This window comes from Cyanobium sp. NIVA-CYA 375, from assembly GCF_056108345.1.
In genome coordinates this window covers 53,255-69,656 of record NZ_JBSYHW010000006.1, presented here as the reverse complement: position 1 = coordinate 69,656, position 16,402 = coordinate 53,255, and the positions used below count along the sequence as shown (strand labels likewise).

General features: G+C 64.6%; 17 protein-coding genes and 1 tRNA gene. 10 read left to right on the top strand and 8 right to left on the bottom strand.

Annotated elements, in window-relative coordinates:
* Positions 1-23 precede the first annotated feature (23 nt).
* Positions 24-794, top strand: coding sequence for a creatininase family protein (locus AC01FP_RS03285; protein ID WP_474478153.1), 771 nt, complete (start codon positions 24-26; stop codon positions 792-794).
* A 32-nt stretch (positions 795-826) separates the two neighbouring features.
* Positions 827-1,120, top strand: a complete 294-nt coding sequence (gene gatC / locus AC01FP_RS03280; protein ID WP_474478150.1) for an Asp-tRNA(Asn)/Glu-tRNA(Gln) amidotransferase subunit GatC — start codon at positions 827-829, stop codon at positions 1,118-1,120.
* 7 nt (positions 1,121-1,127) lie between these two features.
* Here the strand turns inward: gatC and crtR are convergent, their stop codons facing one another.
* Together crtR and AC01FP_RS03270 are read right to left on the bottom strand one after the other, a co-directional pair.
* Positions 1,128-2,153, bottom strand: coding sequence for a beta-carotene hydroxylase (gene crtR, locus AC01FP_RS03275; RefSeq protein ID WP_474478148.1), 1,026 nt, complete (start codon positions 2,151-2,153; stop codon positions 1,128-1,130).
* Between the two features lie 55 nt (positions 2,154-2,208).
* Positions 2,209-2,290 (bottom strand) — tRNA-Leu (locus AC01FP_RS03270).
* Positions 2,291-2,355: 65 nt separating this feature from the next.
* Between AC01FP_RS03270 and AC01FP_RS03265 the strand changes: the two genes are divergently transcribed.
* Genes AC01FP_RS03265 through AC01FP_RS03255 form a run of 3 tightly spaced genes read left to right on the top strand, consistent with a single transcriptional unit; the run spans position 2,356 to position 6,458 of the window.
* On the top strand, positions 2,356-2,880 hold the full coding sequence (locus AC01FP_RS03265; protein ID WP_474478145.1) for a Ycf66 family protein: 525 nt from the start codon (positions 2,356-2,358) through the stop codon (positions 2,878-2,880).
* Positions 2,881-2,904: 24 nt separating this feature from the next.
* Positions 2,905-5,964 (top strand): isoleucine--tRNA ligase, encoded by a 3,060-nt coding sequence (gene ileS, locus AC01FP_RS03260; RefSeq protein ID WP_474478142.1) that lies wholly within the window; start codon positions 2,905-2,907, stop codon positions 5,962-5,964.
* Positions 5,958-6,458, top strand: coding sequence for a cupin domain-containing protein (locus AC01FP_RS03255; RefSeq protein ID WP_474478139.1), 501 nt, complete (start codon positions 5,958-5,960; stop codon positions 6,456-6,458). The genes ileS and AC01FP_RS03255 overlap by 7 nt, the downstream gene beginning before the upstream one ends.
* Before the next feature lie 9 nt (positions 6,459-6,467).
* On the opposite strand, the gene AC01FP_RS03250 is transcribed toward AC01FP_RS03255, so the two are convergent.
* Together AC01FP_RS03250 and AC01FP_RS03245 are read right to left on the bottom strand one after the other, a co-directional pair.
* Positions 6,468-6,794, bottom strand: a complete 327-nt coding sequence (locus AC01FP_RS03250; RefSeq protein ID WP_474478136.1) for a DUF7734 family protein — start codon at positions 6,792-6,794, stop codon at positions 6,468-6,470.
* Between the two features lie 45 nt (positions 6,795-6,839).
* Positions 6,840-7,493, bottom strand: coding sequence for a DUF3177 family protein (locus AC01FP_RS03245; RefSeq protein ID WP_474478133.1), 654 nt, complete (start codon positions 7,491-7,493; stop codon positions 6,840-6,842).
* A gap of 35 nt (positions 7,494-7,528) precedes the next feature.
* Here AC01FP_RS03245 and AC01FP_RS03240 point away from each other — a divergent pair, with 35 nt between their 5' ends.
* From AC01FP_RS03240 to AC01FP_RS03225, 4 genes are read left to right on the top strand one after another with little or no spacing between them, the layout of a single operon-like run.
* Positions 7,529-8,797, top strand: coding sequence for an FIST signal transduction protein (locus AC01FP_RS03240; RefSeq protein ID WP_474478131.1), 1,269 nt, complete (start codon positions 7,529-7,531; stop codon positions 8,795-8,797).
* 2 nt (positions 8,798-8,799) lie between these two features.
* Positions 8,800-9,471 carry a tRNA (guanosine(46)-N7)-methyltransferase TrmB gene (gene trmB / locus AC01FP_RS03235; RefSeq protein WP_474478202.1) on the top strand — a complete coding sequence of 224 codons (672 nt, stop codon included), beginning with the start codon at positions 8,800-8,802 and terminating at the stop codon, positions 9,469-9,471.
* A 16-nt stretch (positions 9,472-9,487) separates the two neighbouring features.
* Entirely contained in the window at positions 9,488-10,798 is a 1,311-nt protein-coding gene (locus tag AC01FP_RS03230; protein WP_474478128.1) for an IctB family putative bicarbonate transporter, read from the top strand.
* Positions 10,791-11,765, top strand: a complete 975-nt coding sequence (locus AC01FP_RS03225; RefSeq protein WP_474478125.1) for an N-acetylglucosamine kinase — start codon at positions 10,791-10,793, stop codon at positions 11,763-11,765. The genes AC01FP_RS03230 and AC01FP_RS03225 overlap by 8 nt, the downstream gene beginning before the upstream one ends.
* Here AC01FP_RS03225 and glmM read toward each other — a convergent pair.
* Complete coding sequence (glmM, locus tag AC01FP_RS03220) at positions 11,752-13,158, bottom strand: phosphoglucosamine mutase (RefSeq protein ID WP_474478122.1); 1,407 nt, start codon at positions 13,156-13,158, stop codon at positions 11,752-11,754. The two genes, AC01FP_RS03225 and glmM, sit on opposite strands and share 14 nt — an antisense overlap.
* Positions 13,159-13,234: 76 nt before the next feature.
* A complete protein-coding gene (locus AC01FP_RS03215) occupies positions 13,235-13,468 on the bottom strand; it encodes a hypothetical protein (RefSeq protein ID WP_474478120.1) in 234 nt (77 codons plus the stop codon).
* Positions 13,469-13,505: 37 nt separating this feature from the next.
* Here AC01FP_RS03215 and AC01FP_RS03210 point away from each other — a divergent pair, with 37 nt between their 5' ends.
* The gene (locus AC01FP_RS03210) at positions 13,506-15,500 is read left to right on the top strand and encodes a lytic transglycosylase domain-containing protein (RefSeq protein ID WP_474478117.1); all 1,995 of its coding nucleotides are present in this window, start codon (positions 13,506-13,508) and stop codon (positions 15,498-15,500) included.
* Here AC01FP_RS03210 and AC01FP_RS03205 read toward each other — a convergent pair.
* Complete coding sequence (locus tag AC01FP_RS03205) at positions 15,497-15,964, bottom strand: hypothetical protein (RefSeq protein WP_474478114.1); 468 nt, start codon at positions 15,962-15,964, stop codon at positions 15,497-15,499. The genes AC01FP_RS03210 and AC01FP_RS03205 overlap by 4 nt on opposite strands.
* Positions 15,965-15,969: 5 nt before the next feature.
* Entirely contained in the window at positions 15,970-16,383 is a 414-nt protein-coding gene (locus AC01FP_RS03200; protein ID WP_474478112.1) for an NIL domain-containing protein, read from the bottom strand.
* Positions 16,384-16,402: the final 19 nt, after the last annotated feature.

Below are 16,402 nucleotides of genomic sequence, written 5' to 3'. Positions count from 1 at the left end.
CCAGGGTTTACCTGCTGTTCACCATGATCCAATCCGCCAGCTCCAATGAAGCCATTCGCCTGCAGCTGCGTAGCTGGCCTGAGGTGGAGACCTATCTGGAGAATTGCAAGGGCGTGATCGTGCCGCTGGGCTCCACCGAGCAGCACGGCCCTACGGGCGCCATCGGCACCGATGCGCTCACAGCCGAGGCAGTTGCCCTGGAGGTGGGCCGCCGCACCGGCGTGCTTGTAACTCCGGCCCAGGCCTTCGGCATGGCCGAGCACCACCTGGGCTTTGCTGGCACCGTGAGCCTGCAACCCTCCACCCTGCTGGCCGTGCTGCACGACATCGTGCTGTCGCTGGCGCGACACGGCTTCGAGCGGGTCTACGTGATCAATGGCCATGGCGGCAACATCGCCACCAGCAAGGCCGCTTTCGCCCAGGCCTATGCCAGCGCCGCCGATTGGGGCCTGGCGGTGGCGCCGCGGCTGCGCTGCAAGCTGGCCAACTGGTTCATGGCTGGCCCGGTAATGCAGGAGGCGCGCAGTCTCTATGGCACCGAGGAGGGTCACCATGCCACCCCCAGCGAAATAGCCCTGACCCTTCACCTCGAGCCAAGCCTGCAAGCCAAACAACGGCCCCTTCCCGACCCAGCGCCAGCGGGCCCGATTCACGGGCCCGAAGATTTCCGCCTGCGGCACCCAGATGGCCGCATGGGTTCTAACCCCTACCTTGCTCAAGCCAGCCATGGAGAACGTTTCCTGGAGCTCGCCGCTACGGCCCTTGCCGCAGATCTGGAGGCCTTCTTGGCCTGAGCGCTAGCGTCAGCCCCAGCCCGTACAACCTGATGAGCAAGATCACCGCAGACGACGTGCGCAAGGTGGCAAAGCTGGCCCGCCTTGATCTGCCCGAGGACAAGATCGCCACTTACACCGGCCAGCTGGAGCGAATCCTCGGCTACGTGGCCCACCTTGAAACAGTAGATACCGAAGGAGTGCCAGCCACCACCCGAGCAGTGGAAGTTGTGAATGTCACCCGCGAAGATTTAGTAACGCCCACCGAGGTACGGGAGGAATTACTGAATGAAGCTCCCCAGCGGGAGGGGAATTTTATTCGTGTGCCCAAAATCCTGGCCGATTGAGCAATGGTTAGCGCACCGGCGAAATTGCGGTGCGATGCAGCAGCTCAAGCACCTTCCTGCGGGCATGACGGGTAGGCATCAATGCGGCGATAGGCCTGAGCTTGCTGCGCTTCTTGCGATGGCTGCGCACACCCAGAAAAATATCATATATAAAATTTAAACTATCGGTCTTTGTCTCAAACAATCCCAAGCGCTGAGGCGAACCCTTAGCGTCCAAAATTGATTTTGTCGCGTAATACGCACCCTGGTATTCAAACCAAGGTATAGACGGCCACAGATGGTGAACCAGGTGATAATTCTGACCCATAATCAACCAATTCATCAAGCGGCCCGGATAAACACGGGCGTTGTGCCAGCGATTGCGAGATTGGAAGGGGCGGTGGGGCAGGTAGTCGAAGAACAAGCCCAAAGTCACTCCCACCATTAGGGCCGGAGCAAACCAGCAGTTGAAAATAAAGTCGAGAAAGCCAAATTTTGCTGCAGCCACCACGATCGCCACGAAAATGGCCCGGGCTAGGCCCCACTCAAACAGTTCATAACGACGCCATAAACGGCGACGGAAGAAAAACAGCTCGTGATAGAAAAATCGTGGCGCAATCAACCACAGGGGACCAAAAGTGCTGACGATGTGATCTGGGTCGTTCTTGGGGTCATTCACATGGGCGTGGTGTTGCAGATGCACCCGGGTAAAAACGGGAAAGCTGAAACCAAGCAGCAGGGCGGCGCCATGGCCCATCACCGCATTCCAAAAGCGATGGGGGTGGGCAGCGTTGTGACAGGCATCGTGAATCACCGTGCCCTCTAAATGCAGGGCCAGAAATCCAGTAGCCAGCAAAACGGGCAGGGGCCAGCCAGCGACGAACCAGCCCCAAATCGTGAGCGCAGCCAGGCCGTAGCCGGCTAAAAACAACCCAACCGTGGGGTTCCAGGGGGCAGGTGGGTCAAGGAATTCCCTCGGCACAAGCCGTGAGGGGGATGGCGTCGCCCCCTCGGAGACCACGGCAGTTGAAGAAGCGGCCAGAACCTGTGTCATCTCAGCTGAACCAGATCCCAGAACGTTGCATCAAAGCAACTTAAGAAAGTGATGATGCCCACCGGGGGACTTGAACCCCCACGACCAAAGCCACTGGTACCTAAAACCAGCGCGTCTACCAATTCCGCCAGGTGGGCATAAGACGACTGTAGAGACACAAGCTGGGCGGCGCCCACAATGGGGGACTCCATGCCTTCTGGCCATGCTCGCCACCCTGGGCGGACTCCTGGCGCTGCTGCTGGGTCTCGCCATCCTGCTGCTGCCGCTGCTGGCCACCGAACTGAGCCGGCCGCGGGATTCGGCCTGGGGCGCCGTAGTGCTGCTGCTGGGACTGGTGCTTGTAACCAGTGCCGACCGGCTCACGGGCGCACCGATGCTGGGCGTGCTTTGCGGTGGCCTGCTGATCGGCAGGCTCGCAGGCGAGGTGTCCCAGGGCCGCTGGCGGCAACTCACCGCTGAGGAGCAGCAGCGGCTTTGGTCGACGGAACGCTGGCAGACCAGCATGCAACAGGCGGGCGCCAGCCTGGCCCATCTGCTCGCCGTGCTGACCACGGCCACTGCAGGTGTGAGCCAATGGCTGACCCAGCAACGCCAGCCCAAAACCAGTGGCAAGCGCTGGGTGCGCCCGGAAGAGCCAAGCGCCGTCAGCGAGATCGACAGCCTGGCCGCAGCCGATATCCCGGAACCGCAACCGCTGGCCGAGCCCTCCAGCAGCCAGGCGGGATAATCAGTTCTGCTGCCCCCAGGCGACGTGACCGCCAGCCCTGCGCCCGTCTCCTACCCCCTCTCCTACAAGGAGACGCTCAACCTCCTGCAGACGCCCTTTGCGATGAGGGCCAATGCCAAGGTGCGCGAGCCGGAAATCCAAGCGTTCTGGGCCCAGCAACGGCTCTACGAGCGCCTGAGCCAGCAGAACCCGGGCGAGGCCTTCACCCTGCACGACGGCCCTCCCTACGCCAATGGGGCCCTGCACGTGGGCCATGCCCTCAACAAAATTCTCAAGGACATCATCAACAAAACCGCCCTGCTGCAGGGCAAGCGGGCGCGGTTTGTGCCTGGCTGGGATTGCCACGGCCTACCAATCGAACTCAAGGTGCTGCAGGGGCTCAGCAGCAGCGACCGGGCCGAGCTCACCCCGGTAACGCTGCGCCAGAAGGCCCACGCCTACGCCCTCGAGCAGGTGGAGGGCCAGAAGAGCGGCTTCCGCCGCTGGGGCATCTGGGCCGACTGGGAAACGCCCTATCTCACCCTGCACAAGAGCTACGAGGCCGCCCAGATCGGCGTTTTCGGCGCCATGGTGCTGGCCGGCCACATCTATCGAGGCCTCAAACCGGTGCACTGGAGCCCCAGCTCCCGCACCGCCCTGGCCGAAGCCGAACTCGAATATCCCGACGGCCACACCTCCCCCAGCGTTTTCGCGGCCTTCCCGGTGGTGGCGCTGCCAGTTGATGAAGACCAGTGGCCCCATGCACACGCTCTGCGCGTCAAAATTGAGGAAGCTGGACTCGAGATAAACCAGCTCGTAGCCCCCGGCGGCCTGGCAGTGGCTATCTGGACCACCACCCCCTGGACGCTGCCGGCCAACCTGGCGGTGTCGGTGAATGGGCGACTCGACTACGCCATCTGCGCAGTGGCTGCCCGGGGCGACGCCCCCAGCCCAGCCGCCAGCCACCTGGTGGTAGCCGCTGAGCTGATTGAGAGCCTGCAAACCAGTCTGGGACTAGAGCTCACACCTCTTTTAAGCGTTAAGGGCAGCGAGCTGGAAGGAATCACCTACCGCCATCCACTGCTGGAGCGCATCAGCCCGGTGGTGATCGGCGGCGACTACATCACCACCGAGGCCGGCACGGGCCTGGTTCACACCGCCCCAGGCCACGGCGTAGACGACTTCAACACCGGCAAAAAATACGGCCTGCCGGTGCTCTGCCCGGTGGATGAGGCCGGCAACCTCACCGCCGAAGCCGGGCCCTTTGCCGGCACCAACGTGCTCAAGGACGCCAACCCCGCGATCATCGCGGCACTGGAGGCCACCGGCCTGCTGCTCAAGCAAGAGCGCTACGAACACCGCTACCCCTACGACTGGCGCACCAAAAAACCGACGATCTTCCGCGCCACCGAGCAGTGGTTTGCCTCAGTGGAGGGCTTCCGCGCCGCCGCTCTTGGCGCCATAGCAGAGGTGGAGTGGCTGCCGGCCAGCGGCCGCAACCGGATTGAAGCGATGGTGAGCGAGCGGGGCGACTGGTGCATCAGCCGCCAGCGCACCTGGGGCGTGCCGATCCCCGTTTTCTATCACCGCGAAAGTGGCGAGGTGCTGTGCGACGAGGCCACCCTGAGCCACATCCAGGCCCTGATCGCCGAGCACGGCGCCGATGTGTGGTGGCAGCGCGATGAAGCCGGCCTGCTGCCTGAGGCCTACGCCGCCGAAGCCAGCCAGTGGCGCAAAGGCAGCGACACCATGGACGTGTGGTTTGACTCCGGCTCCTCCTGGGCTGGCGTGCTCCAGGAGCGCGGCCTTCACTACCCCGCCGATCTCTACCTAGAAGGCAGCGATCAGCACCGCGGCTGGTTCCAGAGCAGCCTGCTCACCTCGGTGGCGGTTAACGGCCACGCCCCCTACAAGCGGGTGCTCACCCACGGCTTCACCCTCGATGAGAAGGGCCGCAAGATGAGCAAATCGCTGGGCAACGTCGTCGATCCGGCGGTGCTGGTGGAGGGCGGCAAGAACGAAAAGCAGGAGCCGGCCTACGGCGCCGATGTGCTGCGCCTGTGGGTGAGCTCGGTGGATTACTCCGCCGACGTGCCCCTGGGCCCGGGGATCGTCAAGCAGCTGGCGGATGTGTACCGCAAGGTGCGCAACACGGCCCGCTACCTGCTGGGCAACCTGCACGACTTCGACCCGCGGCCGGCCTGCGAGGGCGGCGATGCCATCGTGGTCGGCGAGCTGCCTCTGCTTGATCGTTGGGTGTTGCAGCGCACCGCCGACCTGATCGACAGCGTGACGGGAGACTTCGAGCGCTATGAGTTTTATCGCTTCTTCCAGGCCCTGCAGAACTTCTGTGTCGTCGACCTCTCCAACGTCTACCTCGACATCGCTAAGGACCGCCTCTATGTGAGCGGAGCCGATGAGTTCCGCCGCCGCAGCTGCCAAACGGTGCTGAGCCTGGTGCTAGAGCGTCTCGCTGGGCTGATAGCGCCGGTGCTCTGCCATATGGCCGAAGACATCTGGCAAAACCTGCCCTACTCGGTAGCCGAAACCTCGGTGTTTGAACGGGGCTGGCCCACGGCCCCAAGCGAATGGAGAACAGCCTCGCTACAAATAATCGAGGACTCCGAAATAGGCACGGAGATGAGATTGAAGGAAATGTTTACAGAAGACGGCCCAGCAAAGTTCGCAGCAGGAGCAATTGGCGAAATCATGGGCCTCCGCAACCTAGTTAATCGTCAACTCCAATCTTGCAGGGCAGCTTCAAAAATTGGCTCATCCCTTGAAGCCCAAGTCCAGATAAGCCTCGGCGAAGGAAAAGTCACAGACGATTTACGAAACGCATTTAAACTCCTCGAAGCAACCAACCATCCCAAAATTGACACACTCAAAGATTGGCTTTTGATATCAAGCTTTTCAATTCAAAGCGAAGGCGATTCACCTCTCTCAGATCTTCTAATACCCGAAAAAACGGAATTGGGTATAACCATTAGGATTGCTACTGCCGAAGGCAAAAAATGCGAGCGCTGCTGGCACTACGAGACAGACATCGGTCAGCACAGCGCCCATCCCAGCCTCTGCGGCCGCTGCGTGGCGGTGCTGTGCTGAACGCCAAGACACTGATCGAGCAGCTGGAACTACAACCCCATCCAGAGGGTGGCCATTACCGCGAGACCTACCGGGCAAGTGAGGTGGTCGACACACCGCGGGGCCCCAGGGCCGCCAGCACGGCGATCCTGTTTTTGCTGGTCGCAGGAGAGAAGTCCAGCTGGCATCGGATCTGCTCCGATGAGGCTTGGCACCACCATGCCGGCGACGGCCTCCTGATCTATCAACTCCGCCCGGATGGCCAGGCTTGCGTCAGCAGGCTTGGACTTGATTTAAGCGCCGGCGAACGGCCCCAGGTCGTGGTGCCTGCCGGCAGCTGGTTCGCAGCTGAACCCATGGCTGGTTACGCCACCTGGAGCCTGGTGGGCTGCACGGTGGCCCCAGGCTTTGATTTCGTCGATTTCGAACTAGCCAGCCTGGCCCAGCTGCAATGCCACGCCGCCCAGCTGGAATCCTGCTGCGGTGATTGGCGCCGCCTGTGTGTTGCGGGCTGATTTCAGGGCTCAAGCCCAGCCGCAGGATTCCAGGAAAACCTCAGGGGACACGGGCCCAGCCAACAGCTGTTCCGCGGCCGGATTCAGTGGTGCCTGCAGTAATTCAGCTGTTTCGATCACCGCCCCCTCGGGCAGCAGTGGCTGGTCGGGATCGAAATCGGTGGGATGGGTGGTGCTGCTCGAAAAACCCCGAAAAATCAGCAGCTCGTAGGGCTCCAGCGGGCCTGCCGCCAGTTGAAGCTGGCCCCTAAGCCGCAGCACCCGATCAGGCCGCTGCCGGCTCAACTCTTCCAACCTGGCCAATAAGGCCATCACAAATACAGCGGAGAAGGTCATGGCGGCGGCGGAGTCGTAGCTGCAGAGGAGGCAAGGGGCTAATCCTTAGAAATCGCCAGCGATTCGCCCTTGCTTGGGCAGGCGAACCAGCAGCCACTGCAACAGGCCCACCACATAGGCAACCAAACCCACATAACCGATGAAGGCGGCCACAGCTGGGGTCCATTCGCCACCAAAAATGAAGGCAAACAGCCCCTGAACATGCCTGTGCAGGCCAAGGGGCGGCTGAATCCAAACTGCACAAAGGGGCTGGGCCAGAGCGCCGGGGCCCATACAGCCCAGAGCCGTGGCACTAAGCAGGGCGCCAAGCAGGGCCCACACCGTGAGACTCCAGCGCCAGATGCGCACGGTCAGGGGCAGCGGACGCCAGGGCGGCAGGTCGGCCAGCTCCTCGTTGAGATCCACCCAGAACCAAACGCTCATAACCACCAGCAGCTGGGCCAGCAGCAAAACCACAAAACCGAGGGGTCGCCGGTCGGTGAGCAGCAGGGTTGCAAGCAGCAACAGGCTGGCCACCTTCCAATAAATGCCCAGCAGGCGCACCAAGGATCCCTCCTTGCGTACCGACGCCCAGATCAGGAGCACTAGGGGCAAGCCAACGCTGAACAGCATCGCCAGGCGGACATCGAGCCACACCAAGGAGCGGTACAGGGGTTCTGGCAGGGCGGCGAGCACGCGTGTGGTTCGGTAAGGCGCCATTATCCGCGTCCCCGGCAAGCGATAGGGTCCAAGTCATGGCCGCCTTCTCCCTGCCCAGCTGGCTCTCCCGCACCTTCGGGGCCCGTCCTGCCCAGGCCTGGTGTCGCACCGCCCTAGCCAGCGAAACCTCGCTGCAGGCCTCGGTTGAAGACATAGCAACCCAGCTGCGGGGGGCCGGTCCAGCGGATCTGGCCTTGGTCTTTGCCGCAGCTAGCTACGCCAGCGACCTGCCCCGGCTGCTACCCCTATTGCAAGAGAAACTCCAGGCCAGCCACTGGCTTGGCTGCCTGGGCGGTGGGGTGGTGGGCACCGATGCTGGCGGCAGCCCCCATGAGCTGGAGAACAAACCAGCCCTGAGTGTCACCCTGCTGCGCCTACCCGGCGCCGAGCTCCACCCTTTTGCGATTGATACCGACTGCCTGCCCGACCTCGACGGCCCGGCTGATCCCTGGCGCGCCCTGCTCAATGCGTCAGCAGCTCCCAGCCCCTCGATGCTGCTGCTGGTGGATCCCAGCTGCTCCCGCATCAACGATCTGATCAGTGGCCTGGATTACGCCTGTCCAGGGGCGGCGAAAGTTGGTGGGGTCGCCGGCCCCCACAGTGCCGGCCATGGCTCCCTGCTGTTTGGAGATCAGGTGGTTCGCGATGCCGTCGGCTGCCTGATTGGTGGTGCCTGGCAACTCGATCCAGTTGTAGCCCAGGGCTGCCGGCCGATCGGTCCGGTGTTTGATGTGGAGCAAGCCCAGCGAAACGTAGTGCTGGAGGTGAGCCAGGGCCAGGCCCGCCGCAGCCCTGTAGCAGCGCTCCAGGCGATCCTCACAGATCTCAGCCCCGAAGAGCGGGAGCTGGTGAAGCACTCACTCTTTTTGGGCGTAGGCCGCAGCAACTTCAGCCTCACGGCCGCAGACCCAGATGGTCCTACCGCCTTTCTGGTGCGAAATCTGCTCGGTGTCGATCCCCGCAACGGCGCCGTAGCCGTGGCCGAACGGATGCGGGTGGGGCAACAGGTGCAGTTCCAACTACGAGATGCCGGCGCCTCAAGGCTGGAACTGCGCCAGCTACTAACCAAGCAGCAGGGGCGCAATCCAGAGCCCTTGGCCGCCCTGCTGTTTGCCTGCCTCGGCCGCGGCGAGGGGCTCTATGGCACCGCCGATGGCGACGTGGACCTGTGCCGGGAAGTGTTTGCTCAGGTGCCGATCGCCGGAGCGTTCTGCAACGGCGAAATCGGACCGGTCGCTGGCAGCACCCACCTACACGGGTACACCGCCAGCCTGGCCTTCCTGGTGCCGCGCGGAGACGACTGATGGTGCGCCAGCACGTCAATCCGCTCAGCCGTTTTTACCAGCAACCCCTGCCCCTGCCACCACCAACCGAGCTGTTCAGCAAGCCAGAGCTGCCCTTGCATCTCGACATCGGCTGCGCCCGCGGACGCTTCCTACTGGCCCTGGCCCAACACCAGGCCAGCTTCAATCACCTCGGCGTAGAGATCCGCCAGCCACTAGTGGACGCCGCCGAAACCAATCGCCAAGCTCTGGGGCTCAGCAACCTTCACTATCTGTTCTGCAACGCCAACATCAGCCTGCAGGACTGGCTGGCGGCCCTGCCAGCCGGGCTGCTGCAGCGAGTGTCGATCCAATTTCCGGATCCTTGGTTTAAGCAAAAGCATCACAAGCGGCGGGTGCTGCAGCCCGCCTTGCTGCTGGCCCTGGCGGAGGCCATGGCGCCGGGGTGTGAGCTGTTTATTCAGAGCGATGTGCTGGCCGTGATCACACCGATGGTGCAGCTGATCGAAGCCAGCGGCAGCTTTGAACGTCCGGCCGCAGATAGCCGTCCCTGGCGTACCGACAACCCCCTAGCGGTAGCAAGCGAACGCGAGACCTACGTGCTGGCCAAGGGGTTGCCGGTCTACCGGGTGCTCTACCAACGCAACGACCGCAAGCTGGAAGACCGGCTCGAAACGATCGATAATCCGGTCTGATGCCAGCCCTCACCCCTTGAGCGCCTCCCCGATTCCGATTTTGCTGCGCTGGCAGGGCTGCCTGCATCGCGCTAGTAGCGGTCCCCTTGGGCGGCAACTAACCCTGATTGCCGGCCTGGTGCTCTGCGCCCTGATGGCTGGCCTGCCCCTGGTGACCCGCAGCGGCCTCGGCCTGCTGGTGCTGGCCAGTGGCCTTCTCTGGCTGCTGCTGGCCCTGCGCACCACTCCTGGACCTTTGGTGGAGATCGACTGCTGGATCCTGGGGATCCTGGCCATCGCCCTTCTCGCCACTGGCTTCTCGCCGGTGCCCCTGGCAGCCGCCAAGGGGCTGGTCAAACTTGTTAGCTACCTGGGCGTCTACGCCCTGATGCGCCAACTGCTGACCCTGGCTCCGGTCTGGTGGGACAGGATTGTGGCGGCATTGCTAGTTGGGAACCTGGTCACCTGCGTGATCGGCATCCGCCAGCTCTACGGCGCTAGCAGCGAACTAGCCCGCTGGGCTGACCCCAACTCCGTGGCCGATGGCACGGTGCGCATCTACAGCACTCTCGAAAACCCCAATCTGCTGGCGGGGTACCTGCTGCCGGTGCTGCCCCTAGCCCTCGTGGCCCTGCTGCGCTGGCCGGGAGGAGCCAGCAAGCTTTTTGCCCTCACTTCCCTGGTGCTAGGCGTCGCCGCCCTGGTGCTCACCTACAGCCGGGGTGCCTGGATGGGGTTGGTGGCCGAAGCGGCCGTGATTGTGCTTCTGCTAGCCATGCGCGCCACCCGGGCCTGGCCCTTGCTCTGGCGCCGCCTGTTTCCCCTGCTAGTTCTGCTTAGTGGTGCTGCTCTGTTAGTAGTGCTGGTTACCCAAGTGGAGCCACTACGGGTGCGGGTGATGAGCCTGGTGGTCGGCCGACAAGACAGCTCCAACAACTTCCGCATCAACGTCTGGCTTGCAGTGCTGGACATGATCCAGGCCCGCCCATGGCTTGGCATCGGCCCAGGCAACGACGCCTTCAACCAGATCTATCCGCTGTTTCAGCAACCCAAGTTCAACGCCCTCAGCGCTTACTCCATCCCCCTAGAGCTGGCGGTGGAGGCCGGCATCCCTGGCTTGGTTGCCGGAATCGGACTGCTGCTGGCCAGCCTGCGCAGCGCCACCAGCCTCTGGCGCGGGGATGGCCCCTTCAGCCTGCCGGCCCTGGCGGCGATCGCCGTGATCATCGGGCTGACGGTGCAGGGGCTCACCGACACGATCTTTTTCAGGCCGGAGGTGCAGCTGAGCGGCTGGTTCTGCATCGCCACCCTGGCTGCCGGTGCTAGCCGCGCCGAAGGTCGTGGCTGAGCCAAGCCTGATTGCCGGCTTCGACGCCGGCCAAACCCACACCCGCTGTCGCCTCAGCGATTCCAGCAGTGGTGAGCTGCTCGGTGAAGGCGAGGGGCCAGGGGTGTGCCATCTGGCCGCCGCCGACGGTCCCGCCCGCTTCCGCCAGGCCCTGGAGGTCAGCCTGCGGCAGGCCCAGCTGGAGCTGCCGGATACCGCCGGTGCGGCCCTAATGGCCGCAGGTATTGGCGCCAGTGGCATCGAAGTGGGCAGCTCAGTCCAGGAGCTGGGCCGGCAGCTGGCAGCCGAGGCCCTGCAACTACCCCTTGGCCGTGTGGTGGTCACTGGAGATGAGCGCACAGCCCTACGCGGGGCCATGGGCTCCCACCGGGGCGGCATCGTTGTGATCAGCGGCACGGGCACCATCGCCGTTGGACGCAATCCGGCCGGCCAGGAACACCGGTGCTCTGGCTGGGGCTGGCTGCTCGATCGGGCCGGCTCCGCCACCGACATCGGCCGCGATGGCCTAGCCCTCAGCTTGGCGATGGCGGATGGACGCCAGCCCGACTCGCCCCTGCGAGCCAGGGTTTGGGCCGGACTGAATCTGAGCACAAGCGACCCCCAGGCCGCTCAGGCCATCAAGGCTTTGGTGGTAGAGCCTGGCTTCGGGGCCGCGGGCTTCGCCCGCCTGGCGCCGCTGGTGGCGGCCGCCGCCAGTGAGGGGGATGCCGGCGCCGCCGCCGTTGTGGAGCGATCGGCGCAGGCCCTGGCCTCAATGGCAGCAACAATCAGCAAGCAACTACAGCTGGATGCGCCGCCTATATGGCCCATGGGCGGCGCGCTTGAGCACCTTGCCTTGCTGCGCCACCGGCTTGAGGCCTGCCTTGGTCAGTGCTGTCCAGGCGCCCACCTGCTTATCCCTGCGGCAGATGCCTGCAGCGGAGCTCTGAGCATGGCCCGCGAATGCCTAGAAGCTAGGCCGCATTGAGGTGCTGCTCCGCTGCGGCAGCTAGCTGGGTAGACCAGTGCTCCACCAGCTGCTGATCGGCCGCCTCCACCATCACCCGCAGCAGCGGTTCGGTGCCGCTAGCGCGGACCAACACCCGGCCGCTGCCCTGCATCGCCGCTTCAGCGGCCTCCAGTACCTGCTGGAGCGGAGCGCAGTTCTGCCACTGCTGGCGCCGCTGCCGGTCGGTGACTATCACATTCACCAGGGTCTGGGGGTAGGGCTGGAAACTGCCATCGAGCCAGTCGGCCAGCGATTGGCCACTGCGGTGCAGCAAGGTAGCCACCTGCAGGGCGGTGAGCAGCCCATCGCCACTCATACCGTGGCGGGCCGACAAAATATGGCCCGACTGCTCGCCACCCAGGCCAGCGCCCAGCTGCTCCATCGCCTGGTGGACGTATTGATCGCCAACGGCGGTGCGCTCGAGCACCCCACCCTTGGCCTGCCAGGCCCGCTCAAAGCCGAGGTTGGACATCACCGTGGCAACAATGCGATTGGCCGGCAACTGGCCCTCATCCAGCAGCCACGATCCCCAGAGGTAAAGAATCTGGTCGCCGTCGACCACCCGGCCCCGGCCATCGACCGCCAGCATCCGATCAGCATCGCCGTCGAAGGCGAAGCCCATGCTGGCTCCGCTCTCCAGCACCGCCCGCCTGAGCGGCTCGAGGTCGGTGCTGCCGCAACCCACATTGATGCGCGCCCCGTCTGGCTGGCCGTGCAACACCGTGAGTTCGGCGCCTAAGGCGCGAAATGCCGCCTCTCCGCAGGCTGTAGCCGACCCCCAACAGAGGTCGAGCACAATCTTGCAGCCCTCCAGGCGCCGCCCCATCACGCTGGCCACCAAAGACCGTTGATAATCAGCCAGCAAGTCGTGGCGGGGGTACACAACTCCAGTGCCCAGGAACCCGCCGGAGGCTCCTAGACCCTTGCCAATCCCCACCCCCTGCAGCCCAGCCTCGATCGCCTGCTGTTGGCCGCGGCTCAGCTTGGCGCCGGAGGCTCCGAACACCTTGATGCCATTGTCTTCGGGGGGGTTGTGGCTGGCAGACACCATCAGGCCTCCAGCCGCCCCAAGACGGCGAATCGCACCGGGGATGGCCGGCGTGGGGCAGAGCCCCAGGGCCCATACCTCGCGGCCTGCGGCCGTGAGCCCCGCCGTGAGCGCCGCCACCAGCATCGGGCCACTGCTGCGGGAATCCATACCGATCAGTACCGGCGCCCCCTGAGGCAACACCTGACCGCACCAGAAGCCCACCTGCATGGCCAGAGCCGGGCTCACCTGGGCCCCTACCTGGCCGCGAATGCCATCTGTACCGAAACCAGCCACTCCACCCCGCAAGGGAAGGCCAATGGGATGGGGAGCCAGATCGGCCATGGGCAGGAGCAGATGCCACAGACCGAACAAGGCTACGTGGACTGCTGCAAAACGCTCCGCTCGTGCCAGGGCCTGTTCAGCGCCAGCGGCGGGGCCACCAGATCCAGAGCACCAGCTCGCCAATCGTCCAAAACAGCAGAGCGCCCACCACCCAGCCAGGCAACCAGCTCAATAGCCAAAAGGGGCGCAGCAGCAGCACCAAACCCGACGCCGCAAGCACCCGCAGGGCCCGCAACCGCTGCTCCGCTCCAGGCAAGCTGGAGAGATAGGGGGGGAGAGAGGGCAGGCGCACCAGCGAAGTGGGGTTCACACTTCCCCAGAATGGCGAAGCTGCGCTGCTGTTGTCCTTGGCTCGCCTCCCCCTGCTGTTGGCCCTCACCTTTTTGGGCAGCGGTGCCGCCTTGCTGGGCGGCAGGGCACTGCTGGCCCTGATTCCCGCACCAGACCCCAGCACACCCACCTCAACCCTGGAGCGCCTGCGGCGGTTCTCGCCCGATCCGGAGCGGCGGCGCGAGGCCAGCTTGCTGCTGCTGCCGCGCCAGGCGAAAGGCGACCTCGCCAGCGAGCGCCGGTTGCTGCGCGGTCAGGGCTGGGGTAGCGATGAGTTAGCCGCCCTGGTACTCAAACGCGATGCCCTAGCCGCCGATGCTCTGGGCGATCAAGCAGTTGCTCAGCAGCGCTGGCAGCAGCTGGTGCGGCGCTTCCCCGAAACGCCTGCCGCAGCGGATGGGTTTTATACCTTGGGCCGGCAGCAGCCCAAGCTGCGGCAGGAACTGCGCAGTCGCTTCGCAGCCCATCCCGCGACCCTGGCGGCAGCTGTGGAGGCCGGTCCAAGCGATGCAGATCGCCTCCAGGCAGCCCTGCACCTGGCCCGGCACGGTGTGCGCTGGCCCGGTGCGGGGCCACGCTTGCGCCAGGCCTGCCAAAGCACGGCAGCGGTGGCCACCCCTAACCAGCGGGATCAATTGGCCAGGGGACTGGCCCAGCTGGGCGACGCCGCAGCCGCCCTGAGCTGCCTCAAGGGCAGTCCGCCGAGACCAGAAACCCAGCTAGCCATCGGCCGAGCCCTGCTCAGTGGCGGCAGCGAGCAGCAGGCCCAAGCCGAAAGTCTGCTGCTGCAACTGGCCAAATCCGCGCCGAGCTCCAGCCAAGCCAGCGAGGCCGTAGCCCTGCTCAGCGAACAGCCCGGGCCCAGTGCTCTCCAGGCCCTGAAGGCGCTGCCTCCTGCTCTGCAGGAAACGGCCCCGGTGCACGCACGGCGGGCTATGGAGAGTGGCGACATCGGCGCGACGCTGGCGGTGCTGCAGCGCTGGCCCAACGATCCAGCCAGCTGGGAACTGCAGTGGCAGCGGGCCCGCCAGGCCCTGCTCAAACGCCAATGGGGAACGGCCACAACCCTGCTGAGTGCGCCGATCGGTCGTGAATTGCCGGTGGGGCTGGTGGGACGCCAGCGCTTCTGGCTGGGTTTCAGCCAGAAGCAGCAAGGCGCCATCGCCAAAGCGCAACGCACCTGGAGTGAACTGACCAAACAGCATCCCGGCGGCTACTACGGCTGGCGGGCGGCGGTAAGACTCGGCTACGACGATCTGGACCTCGATCCCGGCAGCAGCCCGGCCCTTGTGCAACCCCGATGGCGCCCCCTAGGCAGCGGCGACTGGCAGATCGACCGGCTCTGGCGCCTGGGCCAACCCCTGGAAGCCTGGGAGCACTGGCGCACAGGGCGGACCTCCCCTCCCAGCACCCCCCATGAGCTGGCCGTAGAGGGCCGGCTGCGCCGGGCCGTTGGAGACCACTGGATCGGCCTCGGCCAACTCGAGCAAGCCAGCCTGCGTCTACGGGTAGATGCGGCCTGCGGGCTAGCGCAGCAGCTAGAGCGCGACCTGCAAACCGCCAGCTTCGTGGCGGAGCTAGAGCAGGCTGGGGCGAAGGCAGGGGTACCGGCAACCCTGCTGGCAGCCGTGGCCAAACAGGAATCGCGCTTCAGCCCGGGGGTGAGCTCCGGCGCCGGCGCCGTCGGCTTGCTGCAACTGATGCCGGCCACTGCCGCCGAGCTGGCAGGCATGCCCCTAACGGCGGATGCTCTAACCGATCCAGCCCGCAATGCCCAACTAGGCGCGCTTTACCTGAAGCAACTGCTGGGTCAGTGGCAGGGCAACCCCGTGCTGATGGCTGCCAGCTACAACGCCGGGCCAGGGGCCACCACCGGCTGGGTAACCCCCCTTCTGCAACAAGAACCAGAGCTATGGATTGAAGCAATCCCGTATCCCGAAACCAGGCTGTACGTCAAAAAGGTGCTCGGCAACCTTTGGAACTTCCAGCAGAGGCCCCTAGCGGGCTGTTAGCCACCGCTGGCCAGCCAGCGCCCAACCCAAGCTCCCGACAACACCAGCACCCCGAGCGCTCCTGCCAGCATCATCGGCGGGGGCGCCACCCGGATCCGGGCCAGGTCGAGGCGTGCCAACAACACTGAAACACCAAGGATCAGCACGTTGGCAAGCACTTCGAGATGGAGCAGATAGAGGCCCCCCACCGTGACGATCAGCAGAGTGATCACCAGGCTCACCACCCGGCTGGTGGCCATCAAGTTGGAGATCCGCTGCAGCAGCAGGTCTGGCATGGTGCAAACCACCACCACCAACAGAGCGTGGAGGCAGTCCAGCGACCAGAACAAGCTTGATAGCTGTCCCACTCCCGACGCCGATGCGCCCTCCAGCGGCTGGCTCCACTGCAGTCCCTCGTAGACGGCGATTACCACCAGCACCAGCAGCATCGGCGCCCGCAAGGGCAGCAACAGCAGACGCAACATCGCCTTCACGGGGGAGCCAGCACTAGGGATATCGCATCCAGAGGGCAACTCGGAATGCACTGTTCGCACACCAAGCAGCGTTGCGCATCGAATTGCAGCTGCCAAGCCGGCTGGCTCAAGCTGAGGGCACCGCTGGGGCAAACGCTTGAGCAGAGACCGCAGTCGACACAGAGGTTGCGATCAATGGTGATCTGACCAGGCGCCCGATTGAGGCCGAGTCCTTGACTCTCGAGCCAGGCCTCCGCCGCCGCCAGTTCGTCGATGTCACCGGAGAGCTCCACCACCATGGTGCCGCTCTGGTTGGGGGCAATCTGGGCCCGCAGGATCTTGGCGGCGATGTCAAAGTCCACTGCCAACCGGTAGGTGATTGGCTGGTGCACCGCTTCGCGGGGGAAGTGCAGGGTGAGGCGCCTTTTCACGAGGATCCGGTTCGCGGGA